The sequence below is a fragment of the Pseudomonas sp. GM80 genome (genome assembly GCF_000282515.1).
Classification (GTDB): Bacteria; Pseudomonadota; Gammaproteobacteria; order Pseudomonadales; family Pseudomonadaceae; genus Aquipseudomonas.
On record NZ_AKJD01000157.1, the window covers coordinates 20,723 to 39,313 of the forward strand.

At 58.9% G+C, this 18,591-nt stretch carries 13 protein-coding genes and 1 tRNA gene; 1 reads left to right on the top strand and 13 read right to left on the bottom strand.

Annotated features, from left to right (window positions below; all coding sequences use genetic code 11):
• Window positions 1–44: 44 nt before the first annotated feature.
• The 12 genes from pqqB to rpsU form a co-directional block, all read right to left on the bottom strand.
• On the bottom strand, window positions 45–956 hold the full coding sequence (gene pqqB / locus PMI37_RS22140) for a pyrroloquinoline quinone biosynthesis protein PqqB (protein ID WP_008085173.1): 912 nt from the start codon (window positions 954–956) through the stop codon (window positions 45–47).
• Window positions 957–1,037: 81 nt separating this feature from the next.
• Window positions 1,038–1,112: a pyrroloquinoline quinone precursor peptide PqqA gene (pqqA, locus tag PMI37_RS31455; protein WP_003422658.1), complete on the bottom strand. Its 75-nt coding sequence runs from the start codon at window positions 1,110–1,112 to the stop codon at window positions 1,038–1,040.
• A 156-nt stretch (window positions 1,113–1,268) separates the two neighbouring features.
• Window positions 1,269–3,683 carry a pyrroloquinoline quinone biosynthesis protein PqqF gene (pqqF, locus tag PMI37_RS22145; protein WP_008085175.1) on the bottom strand — a complete coding sequence of 805 codons (2,415 nt, stop codon included), beginning with the start codon at window positions 3,681–3,683 and terminating at the stop codon, window positions 1,269–1,271.
• Window positions 3,684–3,721: 38 nt separating this feature from the next.
• The gene (locus PMI37_RS22150) at window positions 3,722–4,516 is read right to left on the bottom strand and encodes a carbon-nitrogen hydrolase family protein (RefSeq protein WP_008085176.1); all 795 of its coding nucleotides are present in this window, start codon (window positions 4,514–4,516) and stop codon (window positions 3,722–3,724) included.
• Window positions 4,517–4,528: 12 nt separating this feature from the next.
• The gene (locus PMI37_RS22155; protein ID WP_008085177.1) at window positions 4,529–6,211 is read right to left on the bottom strand and encodes a flavin monoamine oxidase family protein; all 1,683 of its coding nucleotides are present in this window, start codon (window positions 6,209–6,211) and stop codon (window positions 4,529–4,531) included.
• Between the two features lie 221 nt (window positions 6,212–6,432).
• Window positions 6,433–6,894: an Lrp/AsnC family transcriptional regulator gene (locus tag PMI37_RS22160; protein WP_008085178.1), complete on the bottom strand. Its 462-nt coding sequence runs from the start codon at window positions 6,892–6,894 to the stop codon at window positions 6,433–6,435.
• A 296-nt stretch (window positions 6,895–7,190) separates the two neighbouring features.
• On the bottom strand, window positions 7,191–7,757 hold the full coding sequence (locus PMI37_RS22165; RefSeq protein ID WP_008085179.1) for a PBECR2 nuclease fold domain-containing protein: 567 nt from the start codon (window positions 7,755–7,757) through the stop codon (window positions 7,191–7,193).
• Between the two features lie 462 nt (window positions 7,758–8,219).
• Window positions 8,220–8,296: transfer RNA gene (locus tag PMI37_RS22170), tRNA-Ile, on the bottom strand.
• Between the two features lie 15 nt (window positions 8,297–8,311).
• Window positions 8,312–12,058 (bottom strand): bifunctional diguanylate cyclase/phosphodiesterase, encoded by a 3,747-nt coding sequence (locus tag PMI37_RS22175; RefSeq protein ID WP_008085180.1) that lies wholly within the window; start codon window positions 12,056–12,058, stop codon window positions 8,312–8,314.
• A gap of 126 nt (window positions 12,059–12,184) precedes the next feature.
• Window positions 12,185–14,029 carry an RNA polymerase sigma factor RpoD gene (gene rpoD, locus PMI37_RS22180; protein ID WP_008085181.1) on the bottom strand — a complete coding sequence of 615 codons (1,845 nt, stop codon included), beginning with the start codon at window positions 14,027–14,029 and terminating at the stop codon, window positions 12,185–12,187.
• Between the two features lie 67 nt (window positions 14,030–14,096).
• Window positions 14,097–16,061, bottom strand: coding sequence for a DNA primase (gene dnaG / locus PMI37_RS22185; RefSeq protein WP_008085182.1), 1,965 nt, complete (start codon window positions 16,059–16,061; stop codon window positions 14,097–14,099).
• Between the two features lie 486 nt (window positions 16,062–16,547).
• Window positions 16,548–16,763, bottom strand: a complete 216-nt coding sequence (gene rpsU, locus PMI37_RS22190) for a 30S ribosomal protein S21 (protein WP_002551877.1) — start codon at window positions 16,761–16,763, stop codon at window positions 16,548–16,550.
• 199 nt (window positions 16,764–16,962) lie between these two features.
• On the opposite strand from rpsU, the gene tsaD reads away from it, so the two are divergent.
• Window positions 16,963–17,988 carry a tRNA (adenosine(37)-N6)-threonylcarbamoyltransferase complex transferase subunit TsaD gene (tsaD, locus tag PMI37_RS22195; protein WP_008085183.1) on the top strand — a complete coding sequence of 342 codons (1,026 nt, stop codon included), beginning with the start codon at window positions 16,963–16,965 and terminating at the stop codon, window positions 17,986–17,988.
• Between the two features lie 23 nt (window positions 17,989–18,011).
• On the opposite strand, the gene plsY is transcribed toward tsaD, so the two are convergent.
• A complete protein-coding gene (plsY, locus tag PMI37_RS22200; protein ID WP_008085184.1) occupies window positions 18,012–18,581 on the bottom strand; it encodes a glycerol-3-phosphate 1-O-acyltransferase PlsY in 570 nt (189 codons plus the stop codon).
• Between the last annotated feature and the right edge of the window lie 10 nt (window positions 18,582–18,591).

The window sequence follows — 18,591 nt, forward strand, 5'->3', positions numbered from 1 at the left end:
ACAGAACCTTGTGGGAGCTGGCTTGCCAGCGATGGGGCCATCCGCTACAGCACAATACTCATGCCATCAAACGCCACTTCAACGTCACGCCGCGCCAATTCCGCACGCTCCGGCGAATCTTCGTCGAGAATCGGGTTGGTGTTGTTGATGTGGATAAGTACCTTGCGCTGCTCAGGCAGTTGCTCCAGCACTTCGAGCATGCCGCCAGGCCCGTTCTGCGCCAGATGGCCCATCTCACGGCCAGTACGTGTGCCAACGCCGCGACGTTGCATTTCATCGTCGTCCCACATTGTGCCGTCGACCAACAGGCAATCGCTGCTCGCCATGATTTCCAGCAGTGGCGCATCGACCTTGCCCAGTCCCGGCGCGTAGAACAATTTGCCGCCGGTGTTCAGGTCTTCAACGATCAAGCCGATGTTGTCGCCCGGGTGCGGATCGAAGCGGTGCGGCGAGTACGGCGGCGCGGCGCTGCGCAACGGCAGCGGGGTGAAACGCAGGTTCGGGCACGCGGCCACGGTGAAGCTCTGGTCGAGTTCGATGCGGTTCCAGTCCAGCCCACCATTCCAGTGCGTGAGCATCTTGAACAGCGGGAAACCGGTGCTGAGGTCTTCGTGAACCATGTCCGTGCACCAGACCTGATGCGGGCAGCCTTCGCGCAGGCTGAGCAGACCGGTGGTGTGGTCGATCTGGCTGTCCATCAGGATGATTGCGCTGATGCCGGTGTCACGCAGGGCACGGCCCGGTTGCATCGGGGCGAAGCTTTGCAACTGCGCGCGGATGTCCGGCGAGGCGTTGCACAGCACCCAGTTCACGCCGTCATCGGAAATCGCGATGGACGATTGGGTGCGGGCCTTGGCATTCAGGCTGCCGTCGCGAAAGCCTGCGCAATTGACGCAGTTGCAGTTCCACTGCGGAAAACCGCCGCCAGCGGCCGAACCCAGAATCTGGACGAACATGAACACTCCATCATTTCAACGCGGAAAATAAAACGCCCCGGCGAGCCGAGGCGTTGCACTGCAGTTCTATGTAAGCAGAACTCAGCGGCTGGCGAAGTACATGGTGACTTCGAAGCCGATACGCAGGTCGGTGTAAGCCGGTTTTGTCCAGGACATGGTGTGTCTCCTCAGGGTGGGTGGGATAGCGCTGTCCATAGTTATAGTCCACGGCAGCGCAGAGATGTTCCAAATAGTTAGGCTGCTATGTTACTCAAAATTTCCGGGTAAATGCCCGTGAATCTTTGAGAAAGCTCCTTGCAGCCTCGGTAATGATCAATTTGTCGCTTGCCACGGGGTTTCGCACGCTGGATCGCTGGCGAGGCAGAGCCAGCCGCCGTCTGCGTTGATCAAGCGTTGAGCAGCCGCGAGCAATGTCTGGCGATCCAGTTGATGGATGGCGGCGGTCAACTGTTCAAGATAATCCGACGAGTGGCCCGCGAGTTTTGCCTGCCAGAGCAATTCAGCCGCCTCTTTGCTGGCCAGTGTGGCGTCGTCGAATTGATTGCCGAGGTTTTGCCGGTGGCGGCTGAGGCTGGCCTCATCGAGCTGTTCGATCAGCGCGGGCATGCCGTTGAGAAACTGTTGGATATGCCCAAGCAACGCCGCAGGTTTGGCATTTGGCGATTGCACGCCGAAGAGGAGGCCGGTCTGGCCTTGCATCTGGCGCAACGCACTGAACACCGCGTAGCCCAAGTGCAATTCGACTCGCAGACGTTGGTAGAAGGGCGTCTGACCAAGTTGCGCGAGCATTCGCCAGGCGGCTTCGTCGGCGATGTCGCGGTTGGCGGTCGGGCAATACAGCAGCAAGGCGTGTTCGCTGGCGCCGGTATTGATGTAGCTCCAGTGTTTTTGCTCTTTAATCGTCGTCGGCGTTGGCAGCTGATTGTCCGGGATCCCGGGAATACGGCTCAGCGCCAGGCCCATGGCAGATTGCGTTTGTGGGTTGAGCCCCAGAGCGAGGCCGTCCCAACGCGAAGTTGTCCACAGGTTATTCGCGTCATCGCCGGTTTTGGCTGATAGCAGAACATGTTCCGGCAGCACTTCAAGCAGTTGGCGAATGGCGATCAGCGGCGGTTTCGGCTCAGCAAGCGATGAATCGGCGTCAACCTGTGTCAGACATTTCAGCGCGTGCTCGAGGACGCCGGGCATTGGCTCCTGCAATCCGGTGAGTTTCAGTAGCCACTGATTGCCAGTGGCGCTGAAAATCAGCTCGACGCCGGCCTCACGCGCATCTTGCTGCGTTTGCCGAAGACTGCGCTGCAACCGCGATTGCAGATCAGTGCTGGCGGCGGCCTCCATCTGCCAACGTAGATAAATCGCGCCTGCATCAGTGCTGTCCGGCAACGCTTGGCTGAACTGCATTGGCGAGCGTTCACGACGGCCGCGCGAACGATCCTGAGCGAACGTGCGCAGGCCTCGGTGGGCGCTGGTCTGGCCGCGAATCAGTCCGGCATTGGCCAACGGTTCATTGGCTCGCAGGAAAGGATTGGCGGCAGGCAGGTGCCAATGATCGCTGAAGTTATCCACAGTGCCGATTTCGCCGAGGATCTGTGGGAGGGCTGTTACGCCTGTCTCGGACAGGCCATTTTCCAATTGCTCACTGTCCAGCCGCGCCAGTTGCAGGGCGCCGCTGACTTGCTGCTGACGTTCAAGCAGGGCCGCGTATTCCTTGCGCAATGGCGTCCAATCTTGCTGAGCAAAGAAACTCAGCCAATCGAGCAGTTGTTCGCGAATAGCGTTTAACGATTCCGCTGGAGCGGTGAATTCCAGATGCAACAACGCTTGCCCGTCGAAGTGATAAACCGGCGCGGCGTTCAATCCATCTGCCAGTTTTTGCTCCTGCAAATGCGCGAGCAGCCCGCCGGGTTTTGAGCTGTTCAGCCAATGACAAAGAAAAGCCAAAGCCTCGACGGATGACTCAGGCAAGGCATCAAACGCAAACAGCAGATTGCCGCGTCGCTCACTGACCTGTTGATAACTTTTCACCGCCAGCGGCACGGTTGCCGCCTGCGCAACGTTATCCCCAACCGGCAAAGCCGCCGCGAATTGCTCAGCGAGCGCTTTCAGCTCTTCAAGGCTCTGCGGCCCGACCAAGCTCAGTGTCATCTGCCCCGTCTGATAAAACTGCTGATGGAAATCGTTGAGCGCCTGTTGAAATGCCGGCTGCTCAATGTGCAGGCTGTCCCGATTCCCTGCATGAAACCCGCGTAACGGATGTTCAGCCGGCAACCCTTCAAACAAGGAAAACTGCTGCTGCGCTGCAGGATCCTGCGACCAAGCGAAAAATTCTGCCTGCAACACTTCCCGTTCCCGCAACTGATCGTCCAGATTCATACGCGGCTTGGCGAGCATGTCTGACAGACGCTCCAGCCCCGCGCCGAACGCTTGTGTCGGCAACTCAAAGAAAAAATCAGTGGTTCGTTCTCGCGTGCTGGCATTGACCTGGCCACCGTGACCTTGCACGTAGGCCATCAGCCCTTCGCTCGTAGGAAAACGCTCGGTGCCGAGAAACAGCAAATGCTCGAGAAAATGCGCCAGCCCCGGCCACTCCAGCGGCACGTCATGGCTACCGGCAGCCACGCGCAACGCGGCGGCGCTGCGCTTCAGGCCGGGTACATGACGTAGGGTCACACGCAAGCCGTTGGCCAGGGTTTCAGTGTGGGGGCGGGGGTGAGTCGGCGCAGGCATGGGCACTTCCAGAACAGTGAAGTGCCAATGCTAGCGGATTAGCGCCGGTTCAGCGCGCCGTAAAGCTCTGGGCGGCGGTCGCTGAGGTAGCGGTTGGCGGCGCGGGAGTCGAGCATCAACTGTCGATCGAGCTCGCCGATGATCAGCGCTTCGTCGAGTCCGGCCTGAGCGATGCGGCTGCCATCCGGTGCGGCGAGGCTGCTTTGCCCGCAATAGTGGATCTCGCCTTCGCTGCCGCAATAGTTGGCGTAGGCCACGTAGCACTGGTTTTCGAAGGCGCGCGAACGCACGGTGACGTCAGCAACGAAGTCGAACGGAATCATGTTCGCCGTCGGCACCACAATCAGCTCGGCGCCGGCGAGCGCCAAACGGCGGGTGTTCTCAGGAAACTCCAGGTCGTAGCAGATCAGGAAACCGAGCTTCCAGCCGTTGAGTTCGACGATGGGGAAATCATCGTCGCCGGGGCTGAACATCGAGCGATCCAGATCACCGAACAGATGCGTTTTGCGGTAATTGCACAAGCGCTCGCCGTGCGAATCGATCAGTTGCACGGCGTTGTAAATCTGCCCGTCGGCGGTACGTTCCGGATAGCCATAAACAATCGCCAGACCCGCAGCCTTGGCGATCCGCCCGATCTGCTGCGCCCATTCACCGTTGTAGACCTCGGCCAAGGTGCTGACCGCTTCGGCGCCAATGTTGTAGCCGGTCATGAACATCTCCGGCAGCACCAGCAGGTCGGCGCCCTTGGCCTCCATCGCCACTTGATGCAGGCGTTGCAGGTTGGCGGCGGGTTCCAGTGGCAGCGGTGGACATTGGTAAAGGGCTACACGCATCAGGGATTCCTCTTACTCGGGCAGGGCGATAGGGCCGATGTCTTTGAACACGTCACCGGGGCCCGGGTTCGCTTTATGTGTCGACCCGCCGAAATGTTTCATGATCCCCCACACCGCGTTGAGCGAGGTTTGCACCGCACCTTCGACCCAGGCCGGCGTCCAGGAAACGTCGTCGCCGGCGATGAAAATCCCGCGCTGCTCGGCCGGCATCTCGTCCTGCATGAAGTGCGCGTACATGCGCTGGTTGTAGCGATAGTGGCCGGGCAGGGCGCCTTTGAACGCGCCGAGGAAGTACGGGTCGGCTTCCCACGATACGGTGATCGGATCACCAATGATTCGCGCGGCGATATCGACTTTTGGGTAGATTTTTTTCAGTGCGTTCAGCGCCAGTTCTACGCGTTTCTCCACCGGGTGCGGGAGCATTTTCAATGCGTCACTCATCCACGAATACGACAGGCAGATCACGCCCGGTTTGTCATCGCCGTTGTCGAACAGATAGGTGCCACGGGTCAGGCGATCGGTGAGGGTCATGCTCATCAAGTCGCGGCCGGTTTCTGGATCTTTATCCTTCCAGAACGGACGGTCGACCATCACGAACGTCTTCGACGACTGCATGTAGCGGGTGCGGTCGAGGGCCATCCACATCTTTTGCGAGAACAGTGTTTCGTCGCATTCGATCTGCGTGGTCAGCAGCCAGCTCTGGCACGTGGTCAGCACGGCGGCATATTCGCGGGTGTCGCCATTGTTGTCGGTGACCGCGAAACGGCCATCCGGCGCATGAGCGATTTTCTTCACGCCGGAACGCGGCGCGCCACGGTGCAGGGATTTCAGGCTGGTGCCTTCAGGCCAATGCACGCAGCGCTCCGGCACATGCCGCCAGATGCCTTGCGGCACTTGCTCGACGCCGCCGACCACCAGGTGTTGGTGATCGTCGCAGTTGGTCATCACCACGCGGAAGATTTCCAGCATCGAATTCGGGAAGTCCGAGTCCCAGCCGCCAGTGCCAAACCCAACCTGACCGAACACTTCGCGGTGATGGAACGACAGTTTGGCGAAGGCCTCGGAAGTGGCGACGAAGTCATAGAACGTGCGGTCGTCCCACAGCGGCACCAAGGTATTCCACAGCTCTTTCAGGCGCGGCACGTCACGGTCGCGAATGGCTTGCTGGATGTCGGCGAACTGCGAGCCGGCCTCCAGCGCATCCGCCCAGGCGTCAGCCACTTCCTGAAACAGCGCAGGAAGATCCGCCAGTTTCTGTGCGTAATGGGTTTTGCCTTCCAGATCGATCACCGTGCTGCCGGAGGCTGGCGTCAGCGGGTTCGGGAACGGTTTGGTCTCAAGGCCGAGCTTGTCGACGTAGTGATAGAACGCGGTGGACGACACCGGGAAGCGCATGCCGCCCAATTCGGCGACGATGCCGTCAGTGCCGTTGAACGCTTGCGAACGCAAACGCCCGCCCAGCTTCGACGCCTCATACACCACCGGTTTCAAGCCGAGTTTCATCAACTCGTAAGCCGCCACCAAACCAGCGATGCCCGCACCGACGATCGCCACTTCTGCGCCATGATTGTGTTCAGGGATAGTGCCGAGACCGGCCGGGTGTTCGATCCAGTCGTCAAACGCGAACGGAAAGTCCGGGCCGAAAATGGTGACTGGTTTCTTACCGTCTGCAGGATGGCGATTGTTCTTGTTCATGGCTGACCTTGCTGGCGACCCGACGCGGAATGCGCGTCTGAGTATAGGAAAAGATGCCAGCCATTCTAGGGAGCGTGGAACACGTTAATAAGACGCAAAGTGTCGTCGTTTTGCCAATAACCTGATCAGTATGACGATCATTCGCTACACACTGTCCCTTGTAGGAGCAAGGCTTGCCCGCGAAGAGGTCCATCCACCAACCGAAAAATCATGATCAACACTCAAACCGGCTGCCCCCGATCAACCTTGCTACTCAAAATAATCGAAGTCGTGGTCTTCTCGACCCCATCCACGCCGCCAATCTGATCGAGCAACTGATCCAGCTGCTCCGGCGAATCGCTGCGCAACCACGCCACATAATCAAACTCGCCACTCACCGCACACAACTGCTGCACCTGCGCCATCGCACTCAACCGGCGCACCACCTCCTTGCCGGAACGCGGCTGCACCTTGATCCCGACGTAGGCCTGCAAGCCGCCATCGACCACCCGCTGTCCCAGACGCACGCCGTAACCGGTGATCACTTTGGCCTTTTCCAGCCGCGCCAATCGAGAGGTCACAGTGGTGCGTGCAATGCCTAATTGCCGGGCAAGCATGGCCACGCTTTCGCGGGCGTTGATTTGCAGGGCGGCGATCAGCTGACGATCGATTTCATCGAGCGCGGGTGGGCGGGTGTCGGGCAAGGGGGCGGTTCCATGGGGGTGGGGGCGGTGAGTACGCATGTTACAGACACTGTCAGCAACACGCTTGCAGGCGATGTTTGAATTGTTCACCCAAGAATCGATGGCATCGTTGCGCTGAAACAATACATCGGATATTTGATTTGACTTGGTTGGCCTATTTATCAAGAATGCCAGCAAGAGCGCGAAATCCGCTGCCTTGCAGGGCATTAGTGGACGTAGGTACCTCAGCGATGCTGCAACATCGGTGTAAGGTGAGACCTCTTCATCCCATTTCCTGAGGATGCAAATATCAGGATTCAAATATTAAGGGCAGCCAAATGGCTGCCCTTTTCTTTGTCTTCAAGAATGTACCGCTTGTACAAAAGCTCGCCTTGGCGATGTTTGTTCATCGCTCGGGCGGGCGCGTGCATGAAGTTCCAGAGGACATGCCCGTTTCGCACATCGACCACGACAAGCATGTCGTTTTTTGCCTCGTAGGCGTTAATGAATGCCATTCGGTATCCGCCGTTATCGTAGAGTACTTTCCATACTTCAAAAGGTCCCGTCAGCGTATCTATGGCATGTCGAACATAACGTTCTCGGGAATCTGGACGTTTCTCGACGATGTGGGCCAGTTTGTCTCTCAGGATCGCGACGTTCCCGACGGGCGTGAGGATGGTAACGGCCAATAATGACTCGTCGACAAACCCAAAGTGATCCGAGAGGATTTTGAGCGCGCCTTCTGCGTCCTCGGCCCTTTTTACCTCTTCTATTGCGGCTGACCGAAGTTCTCTCGATAAGGTTCTGAGATCGGGTAAGGCAAGGTCGATCCAGGTTTGCTGGTCGGCTGCTTCCTTTATCAGTGGCGCAGCATTCACGAGCATGAAATCGATCCTGGGCGGGCGGAGGCGTCCGGAGATTACTGTCGGAATAAATCCTCAACAAGGTAGAAACGGTGCAGAAAACCTAGGTTAGGAATACTCCTACAGACCTTGCAGTTGTATTCCTAACAGTGCGCTGGTGGGTGGAAAGATACCCGGCTAAAAGGCCCGCGCAATTTGTGCATGATCGCGATGGCGATCCTAGGCATGGCGGGCATGTTCTTGATTGGTATTAAGCCTGTGGCTTCCGATTTCGACGGGTTTCCAAGCCCGACCGCTGATAAGCAGCGACGTCTCAAGAGTATCCCGTCAAACCAACGCCAAACAGGCGCAACACTTCTCAAAACCACAGCTTCGTAACTTGCCTACAGCCTTTGGGGAAGTCTTCCGAACATTGCGCTCGCCAACACTGACCCCCAACCACTCGCCCAAGAAAAAGCCGCGCATTTAGCGCGGCTTTCAATTTGGTGGGCCCACACGGACTTGAACCGTGGACCAAAGGATTATGAGTCCTCTGCTCTAACCAACTGAGCTATAGGCCCTCAGTAGGTCGCGGATTATAGCGACGGTTTCTCGGCTGTGCTATCCGAATAATCCGATACGGTTACACGAAGAAACGTAGCGGCGAATTCTTCCGGGGGCAGCGGCAGGCTGACGATGTAGCCCTGGATCTGTTCACAGCCCTCGGCGGCGAGGAATTGCTGTTGCGCCTGGGTTTCCACACCCTCGGCGATGACGGTGAATTGCATGCTGCGGCCCAGTGCGATGATGGCGCGGACAATCGCCGCGTCGTGGGGGTCGTCAGGCAGTCCACGGACGAAAGACTGGTCGATCTTGAGGATGTCCAGTGGCAGGCGTTTGAGGTAGCTGAGTGAGGAATAGCCGGTGCCAAAGTCGTCGATCGCCAGTTGCACGCCGAGGTGTTTGAGTTGGTGCAGCACGGCCAGTGCCTCTTCGGCCTGACTCATGATGAAGTTCTCGGTAATTTCCAGTTGCAGTAAATCCGGCATCAGGCCGTTGTCGTTGAGCAGTTGCTCGATGCGTCCGAGCAGGTTGGGCTGGCGCAATTGCGCACCGGCAAGATTCACCGAGAGAGGGCCGGGACTGTCGTAGACCTGATTCCATTCGTACATCTGCCGGCACGCGGTCTCCAGCACCCAATCGCCGATTTGCAGAATCATGCCGTTCTCTTCGGCCAACGGAATGAAGTGCTCCGGCGGTACATCGCCGAACGTCGGGTGGCGCCAGCGAATCAGCGCCTCGGCACCGACCAGGCTGTGATCTTCCAGGCTGATTTTCGGCTGGTAGTAGAGAAACAACTCATCACGCTCGATGGCCCGGCGCAGTTCGTGCTCCAGCGCCACGCGTTCGCTGGCCTGGGCGGTGAGGTCGCGGGTGTAGCTTTCGACGCGGTTGCGGCCCTTGGCCTTGGAACGGTACATCGCCGCGTCAGCGTTTTTCACCAGCGTGGCGACGTCGCAACCATCGCGCGGATAAAGACTGGTGCCGATGCTGGCGCTGATGAAAAACTCGTGTTCACCGGCCTGGAACGGCGCACCGAAGCAGTTGAGCAGCTTGGTGGCGATGTTGTCGGCGTCGCTGGGCTGTTGCAGGCCGGGCAGCAGGATGATGAATTCATCGCCACCCAGGCGCGCAACGGTGTCGATGTCGCGCAACTGTTCTTTCAAGCGCACGGCAATGCCCTTGAGCAGCAGGTCGCCGACCGGGTGACCGAGACTGTCGTTGATGTGTTTGAAGCGGTCGAGGTCGAGAAACAGCACGGCGCCCTGACCGCCGTTTTCCTGCTGACTGTTAAGCGCCATGAGCAAGCGACTTTCAAACAGCGTGCGGTTTGGCAGGCCGGTCAGTGGGTCATGGTGAGCCTGGTAATCGAGCTTGGCCTGCGCGTGCTTGAGGCTGGAAATGTCGGCAAACACTGCGACAAAGTGAGTGATGAATTTATCGCGGTTGCGCACGGCACTGATGGTCAGCCAGCTCGGGTAGAGCTCGCCGTTCTTGCGCCGGTTGGAAATCTCGCCTTGCCAGTGACCCTCGTCGGTCAACTGATGCCACATCGCCGCATAAAACGCGCTGTCGTGCAGGCCGGAGGCGAGCAGGCGTGGCGTATGACCAAGCGCTTCGCTTTCGCTGTAGCCGGTGATTTCGGTGAAGGCTCGATTGACCGCGCTGATGTGCTGCTGGGTGTCGGTGATCAATACGCCTTCGGCGGTGCTCTCGAATACGGTCGCGGCTTGTTGCAGTTTTTCCTGCATCAGATGGCGTTCAGTGATATCGCGGGCGATGGTCAGCATGCAGTCTTCATCGCCGATCGGCAGTGGTCGGCTGGAGACCTCGCAGAGGCGAATCTGACCGTCGCTGCGGCGGATATGGCAGGTGAAGTCGCGGACGAAACCGTCGCGATGCAACAGGTCGAGCATCTGTTTACGCTCGTTGAGATTGACCCAGATGCCCAGATCCAGTGCCGAGCGATCCACTGACATGGCGCTGTTGAAACCGGTGATGCGGCTGAAGCCTTCGTTGACCTCCAGCAGCAGACCATCGCTCTGGCGCGACAGCAACAAACCGTCCGGCGAGGCGTGGAAGGCCTTGGCGAATTTCTCTTCGGAGGTTTGCAGTTGCTGTTGGGTTTCCTTGAGTTGGGTAATGTCGCGCACCACGACCACCAGCGCAGGCGTGGTGTCGAGGTCGAATGGCTCGGCAGAAATCAGGCCGGTGAATACCTGGCCGTTGTTGCGGCGAAAGGGCATTTCCAGATTGCGAATGCTGCCCGCCTGCAAGCGCTGCAAAAGGCCTGGGCCGACCCCGGGAATGCCCCAGATATTCAGGTCGGTGGCGGTCTGGCCGATGACTTCTTCGGCCTTCAATCCAATCTGTTCCTCAAAGGCTTCGTTGACCTCCAGCAGGCAGCCGTCGGACAACCGTGCAATCACCAGAATGTCCGGGCATTGCTGAAACACCGAGGCGAATTTTTGCTCCGACAGGCGCAGTGCTTCTTCGGTGCGCTTGGTTTCGCTGATGTCGATCATCAGACCGCGCATCACCGGTTCGTGGCCGTGCTCGATCAGGCTGACGATGTCGCGCACCCACAGGCAGCGACCGTCGGCAGTGATCACCCGGTAATCGAGACTGTGATCGCGCCCGGCCAGCACTTCGTGGTCACAGAAGCTCTGGGCGCGGGTCAGGTCTGCCGGGTGGATGATGTTGCGCCAGAACCCCGGAATCAGCCAATGCGACAGCGGATATCCAAGCAAGTCTTCGGCGTGCGGTGAGACATAGCTGTAGGTGAAGTCGCTCATCCGGGCTTCCCAGGCGATCGCCGACAGGCTCTCCACCAGACCGCGATAGTGATACTCGCTGCTGCGCAGTTCCTGTTCGAGGTCGATGCGCCGGGCAATTTCCGAACTCAGACGCCGGTTGATGCGGATCACCACGGCCAACACGCCCACCAAGAGCAGCAGGCCTGGCAGCCCGTAAATCAGCAGATCTGACCAGAACGTCCGATGATCGAGGACGTTGCCAACCCAGTGTTCTTGAATGCTGCTGATCTCGGCCGGACTCATATCAGCCAGGACTTTGTCGATAATCCCCACCAGTATCTTGTTGTCGCGCGGTACGCCCATCGCCAGCTGGTAGCGATAGGGGGTTTCGCCGCTGACATAGAGGCCATCCAGTTTCAGTTGGCGCAGGCTCCATACGCTGGAGGCCAAATCGCCGACCACCGCGTCGACTTCATCTGTAGCCAGCGCCTGCAGCGCGGAACTGACGTTGGGCATGGCCACCAGGTTCAGGTCCGGATGGTGGGTGCGCAGCAGTTCGTGCGGCGCGTAGTTTTCCACCACGGCGATTTTCAGGCCGTACAAATCTTCAAGTTTGCGCGGCTGGGCACCGCCGACGTGGGCGAGGATGACAATCGGGAAGTCCAGATAGGGGCGGGTGAACGACAGATAGGACTGGCGCTCGGGGGTGGACATGATGCCCGGCAGCAGGTCGATCTTGCCCTGTTTGACCTGTTCCAGCACCTCCGTCCAGCTCACCGGTTCGATTGGCGTCAGTTTGATCGCCAGACGCTGGCGAATCACGTCGATATAGTCGGCCGCCAGGCCCTGATAACGCGCCTGATCATCGCGAAACTCAAAGGGCGGCCACGACGCATCGACACCCAGGTGCAAGTCCGGGTGAGCCGCCAGCCAGCTACGTTCTTCATCGGTCAGAGTCAGCGCGTCAGCCGTTGCGGTCCAGATCATCAGTGACAGCAAAAAAAGCACGGACGCCAATCTGGGCATAACGCTCTCGTTATGGCTCGGGGATGATTGTTTCGAGTGTAGACGGGGTATGCGGGGGAGGGGGGATGCGCGGGATTTAATCTGCCACATAAACAAAACCCCCGGCCTGGGCCGGGGGTTCTGGTATCACTCGTCGAGGAAGGAGCGCAGATGCTCGCTTCGCGTCGGGTGGCGCAGCTTGCGCAGCGCCTTGGCTTCGATCTGACGGATCCGCTCACGCGTTACGTCAAACTGTTTGCCCACTTCTTCGAGTGTGTGGTCGGTGTTCATGTCGATACCGAAACGCATGCGCAGTACTTTGGCTTCACGGGCAGTGAGGCCGGACAGCACTTCGCGAGTCGCTTCTTTCAGGCTCTCAACAGTGGCGACATCGATTGGCGACTGCATGGTCGAGTCTTCGATGAAGTCACCCAGATGGGAGTCTTCGTCATCACCGATCGGGGTTTCCATGGAGATCGGCTCTTTAGCGATCTTCAATACCTTGCGGATTTTATCCTCAGGCATTTCCATGCGTTCGCCCAGCTCTTCCGGGGTCGGTTCGCGACCCATTTCCTGCAACATCTGCCGGGAAATACGGTTGAGCTTGTTGATCGTCTCGATCATGTGCACCGGAATACGGATGGTGCGGGCCTGGTCGGCGATCGAGCGAGTGATCGCCTGACGGATCCACCAGGTGGCATAAGTCGAGAACTTGTAACCACGACGGTATTCGAACTTGTCTACCGCTTTCATCAAGCCGATGTTGCCTTCCTGGATCAGATCGAGGAATTGCAGACCACGGTTGGTGTACTTCTTGGCGATCGAGATCACCAGACGCAAGTTGGCTTCAACCATCTCTTTCTTCGCGCGGCGGGCCTTGGCCTCACCGATCGACATGCGACGGTTGATGTCCTTGATTTCAGCGATGGTCAGACCGGTCTCGGTTTCCAGCGCGATCAGTTTCTGCTGGCAACGGATGATGTCCGGCTGTACGCGGCCGATGGCTTCGGCGTACTTGCTCTTGCCTTTGGCCAGGGCGTCGGACCAGCTTTCGTCGACTTCGTTGCCAGGGAACTGACGCAGGAAATCGGCGCGTGGCATACGTGCATCACGTACGCACAGCTGCATGATCGCGCGCTCTTGCTGACGCAGACGGTCCAGGGCACCGCGAACACGTTCAACCAAACCTTCGAATTGCTTCGGTACCAGTTTGATCGGCATGAACAGCTCGGCCAGAGCCAGCAATTCGGCAATTGTTGCCTTGTTGCTGCGACCGTGCTTTTTCAGGGCCTTGCGGGTGATTTCCATCTGGTCGGCGACCGCGCCAAAACGCTGGGCGGCGATAACCGGATCCGGACCGCTTTCGGCTTCTTCTTCGTCATCGGAAGATTCGGCTTCATCGTCGTCGGTTTCGTCGTCGGCTTTCGCGACTTTCGCTTCGACAGGCGGCGGCACTTCGGCAGGCGGCGCAATGCCGTCGTCCGGGTCGATATAACCGCTCAGGACGTCGGACAGGCGGCCACCTTCGGTGGTCACACGAGTGTACTCGGAGAGAATATGGTCAACCGTGCCAGGGAAGTGCGCGATTGCGCTCATCACTTCACGGATGCCTTCTTCGATTCGTTTGGCGATTTCAATTTCGCCTTCACGAGTCAGAAGCTCGACCGTACCCATTTCACGCATGTACATGCGCACCGGGTCAGTGGTGCGACCGATATCGGTCTCCACCGCTGCCAACGCGGCGGCTGCTTCTTCCGCAGCGGCCTCGTCGGTATCGGCGTCGGCCAACATAAGGGCGTCCGCATCCGGAGCACTCTCGTGTACGGGGATCCCCATGTCGTTAATCATGCGGATGATGTCTTCCACCTGCTCTGGATCTGAAATATCCTCGGGCAGGTGGTCGTTGACCTCGGCGTAAGTCAGATACTTCTGCTCACGACCCAGTTTGATCAACTCAATAATACGAGACTGCTGTTGCGCTTTTCCGGACATAACACCCTATCCACTGAAGGTCTTGGCGGGCAAAAAACAAGCCGAGGATTATACCTGAGCTATGACCTCACGCGCCAGTTGAGGTCGGGTTTGATGCGGAAACATTGCGACTAAGAAGGTCGCGCAGTTGATTTTTCTCTTCAATACTCAGTTCGCTTTGACGGGCTTTCCTGAGTAACTGTTCAAGATTTCGCTCGCGTTGGCGGGCTGACAAGCTAGTAATGGTGTCGAAAAACTGTTGTTCAAGGTTATCTCCATCAATCAGCCACTCCTTTTCTGCCAGCGCCTTGAGCAGGCGACCCTGTTCAGTGCCGTGCCATCGCGCGATCAACTGAAATGAGTTTAGCTTGGGATTCTTCTGTACGGCTTCGAGCAGCGCCACAAGCAACTGGGCGTTGGTCTGATTTTCGTCCGCAATGTGCCCGGCGTCCTCGACGCGCTCAGCCAATTGCGGGTGATGTAGCAGTGTTCGCAGGGCGGTCAGGGTTGGCGATTCCACGCCAATCGGCGTGCGCGGGCGTTGTTGGTCGCGATCGCCGCCACGCTTGCCGTTCTTGTCCCAGGGCTTCTTGTCCCACTTCTTGCCGCCAGCGCCGGGTTTCTTCGGCGTCCACTCCTGCTGCGGCACATACATGTCCTGTGCCTGCGGCTGATGGTAGTCGCTGTAGTCCGGCATTGCGTCGTAATCGATACCCGGATCGTAGGCGGGCGGCGCTTCCTGCGGCGCGCTTTGCACCAGCTGACTGACGGTCTCGCTGCTCAGGCCGGTGATTTCGCTCAGGCGCTGACGCATCAGGATGCGCAGGTTGGCGCCTGGCACTTTGTCGATCAACGGTGCGGCGAGGGTGGCCATATGGGCCTTGCCTTCGAGCGAGCGCGGGTCGGCTTCTTCGGTCAGTTGCTGGAAGAAATAATCCGCCAGCGGCTGAGCGTGCTGATTGATGCGCGCCTTGAACGCATCGGTGCCTTCAGCGCGTACCAGGGTATCCGGGTCTTCGCCTTCGGGCAGGAACAGAAAGCGTGCTCGACGGCCGTCCTGCAGGCTCGACAGCGTTGCTTCGAGTGCGCGCCACGCGGCGTTGCGGCCAGCCTGGTCGCCGTCGAAACAGAACAACACGTTCGGCACGACGCGAAACAGGCGCTTCAAGTGTTCTTCGCTGGTCGCGGTGCCCAGCGTTGCGACGGCATTTTTCAGGCCTTGTTGGGCGAGAGCGATGACGTCCATATAACCCTCGACGACGATGATTTCATCGAGGTTGCGGTTGTTCTTGCGTGCTTCATAAAGGCCGTAGAGTTCCTGGCCTTTATGGAACACCGGGGTTTCCGGTGAGTTCAAGTACTTGGGCTTGTCGTCGCCGAGGACGCGGCCACCGAAGGCGATGATGCGCCCGCGGGTGTCGCGGATCGGGAACATCACGCGATCGCGGAAGCGGTCATAGCGTTTGCCGGTTTCGGCGTTCTCGATCAGCAGGCCGGCGTCGATCATGGCTTTTTGCTGGAGCGTGTCGCTGCTCAGGTGCTTGAACAGATTGTCCCAGCCAGGCGGCGCAAACCCTAGGCCGAAATCCCGGGCGATCTCGCCGGTCAGGCCGCGACCCTTGAGGTAATCCACGGCAGCTTTGCGTGCGGGATGGCTCTTGAGGGCCTGCTTGTAAAAATCGGCAGCGGCGGTGAGCAGCGGGTAGAGCGGCGAATCAGTCGGTTGCCGTGGCTTGCGCTCGCGGCCGCTTTCTTCGCGGGGGATTTCCATGCCGGCGGCTTTCGCCAGATCTTCGACAGCCTGGGGGAAATCCAGGTTGTCGTGATCCATGAGAAAGCCGAGGGCATTACCGCCGGCGCCGCAGCCGAAGCAGTAATAGAACTGCTTGTCGGGGCTGACGCTGAACGACGGGGTTTTCTCTTTGTGAAACGGGCAGCAGGCGGTGTAATTCTTGCCGGCCTTCTTCAATTGCACGCGCGAGCTGACCACGTCGACGATGTCGGTGCGGTTCAGCAGGTCGTCAATGAAGCTCTGGGGTATCAGCCCGGCCATGGCATTCTCGTCGTCTGCGCTGCAATAAGTCCGATGCGTAAGGCTGCCGGACGCGGGTCGTTGTTTGAAGCACGCAAAAGGTGCGGCTCGACCGGTGTCGTCTGCGTAATCGCTGTCGGGAAGTGTATCTGCCGAAAATCCACTGACGTTAGTACCTATCAGTCTTCGACTATTTGAAAGTGTTGCGCTGAATCCGCTGACGGCCGGTTAAGGGCCTCGGATAGCTCAATAAAGCGGGCACGCATGCAGGTGCCTTGGGCTGATCGTCGTGAGAGGAATCAGTGGGTGTGCTCGTCAGTAGCCTTGAAAGGCTCGTCAGAAAAGACGTGCACCGCTGGCAAAAGAGCCAGGTCTGACGTGTGAAGCAGATTCGTCTTGGTCGCGTGTGCGACTTCGACGTTGAAGCATCAAGCGTTTTACGCAAATGCCATTAGCCCGGCTGAGAGCCGGGCTTAGGCAAAGAAGCTTGCAACGAACGTCTGTGTATTAGTACAGACGAACGGCGCGGCGCTGTTCGCGCTGAACTTTCTTGGCGTGACGCTTAACAGCGGCTGCTGCTTTGCGCTTACGCTCAGAAGTTGGCTTCTCGTAAAATTCGCGGCTACGAACTTCAGCCAGTACACCGGCTTTTTCGCAGGAGCGCTTGAAACGACGCAGAGCTACGTCGAAGGGTTCGTTCTCTTTAACTTTGACGGCTGGCATCCAGAGCTACCTTCATTCATTACCGGGGTCAACATCCTCGCGGCAAAAGAGCACTTGAAGACGTCGGTTTTTAAGGGTTGCGGATGTTAACCCCTCATCGCTCGGAATGCAAAGCCTCTGATCGAAAACCGCTGGTCGGGGCATCCCGCGGCGACTATTATGCGCGCCTTCGAAGTCAGCCTAAACAAGGCGCAAACCCATGCTAGTACTGGGATTAGAAACCTCCTGCGACGAAACCGGCGTCGCATTATATGACAGTGAGCGCGGTCTGCTGGCCGACGCACTGTTCAGTCAGATCGACCTGCACCGCGCCTATGGCGGTGTGGTGCCGGAGCTCGCCTCGCGTGACCACGTCAAACGCATGCTGCCCTTGATTCGTCAGGTGTTGGCCGAAGCGGACTGTGTACCCACCGAGATCGACGCGATCGCCTATACCGCGGGTCCTGGCCTGGTTGGCGCGTTGCTGGTCGGCGCTTCCTGCGCTCAGGCGCTGGCGTTTGCCTGGGGCATTCCGGCGCTCGGCGTGCACCACATGGAAGGGCATTTGCTCGCACCGATGCTGGAGCCAAAACCGCCGGAATTCCCGTTCGTCGCTTTGTTGGTCTCGGGCGGTCATACGCAGCTGGTTCAGGTCGATGGCATCGGTCAATACACCTTGCTCGGCGAGACGCTCGACGATGCTGCCGGCGAAGCGTTCGACAAAACCGCGAAGATGATGGGCCTCAATTATCCGGGCGGGCCGGAAATCGCCAAGTTGGCGGAGAAGGGCGTTGCAGGACGTTTTACCTTTCCGCGTCCGATGTGCGATCGCCCGGGCCTGCAATTCAGCTTCAGCGGTCTGAAAACCTCTGCGCTCAACGCCTGGCAGCAGTGCGTCAGCGCCGGGGACGACAACGAGCAAGCCCGTTGCGACATCGCGCTGGCGTTCCAGCAGGCCGTGGTGGAGACTTTGACCATCAAGTGCAAGCGTGCCCTGAAACAGGCAGGCATGAAGCGTCTGGTGATCGCTGGCGGCGTCAGCGCCAACAAAGCCTTACGCGTTTCGCTGGAGAAAATGCTCGGCGACATGAAGGGCGATGTGTTTTATGCACGTCCGGAGTTCTGCACCGACAACGGCGCGATGATCGCGTTTGCCGGTTGCCAGCGTTTGCAGGCCGGTCAGCAGGAAAGTCTGGCGATCAGCGTGCAGGCGCGCTGGCCGATGGAGCAATTGTCGGCGTTGTGATGAGCGGCGCTCATGAGCGGTATTTAAAAATGCCGTTCGCGCCCAGCAAACAGGTCGCGTAGATTGCCGCGGTGGCGCCAGACGATCAGCAGTGTCAGCGCGCTCATCGGCAGCAGCGCCTCCGGTTCCTGCCAGGCCAGCAACGGCAGGGTCAGCGGCGTGGCGATCAGCGCCGCCAGTGAGCTGGTGCGGGTCAGGTAGAACGTCAGCAGCCAGGCGCATACGGCCAGCAGCGCGGCGGGCGGATACAGGCCCAGCAGCATGCCGGCGGCGGTGGCAACGCCTTTGCCACCACGAAAGCGAAAATACAGCGGGAACAGGTGACCGATCACGGCGCACACGCCGATCCAGGCCTGCTCCTGCAGCGAAAGGCCGACAGCCGAGGCAATCAGCACCGGCACCAGGCCTTTGCACAGATCACCCAGCAGGGTCAGGATCGCCAGTTTGCGACCTACCAGGCGCAGCATGTTGGTGGCGCCGGCATTACCCGAGCCACTCATTCGCGGATCCGGATTTCCGGTCAGGCGGCTGAGCAAAATGGCGAAGGACAGCGAGCCGAGCAGGTAGGCGAAAGTCGCCAGTAACCAAAACATGCTAACTATT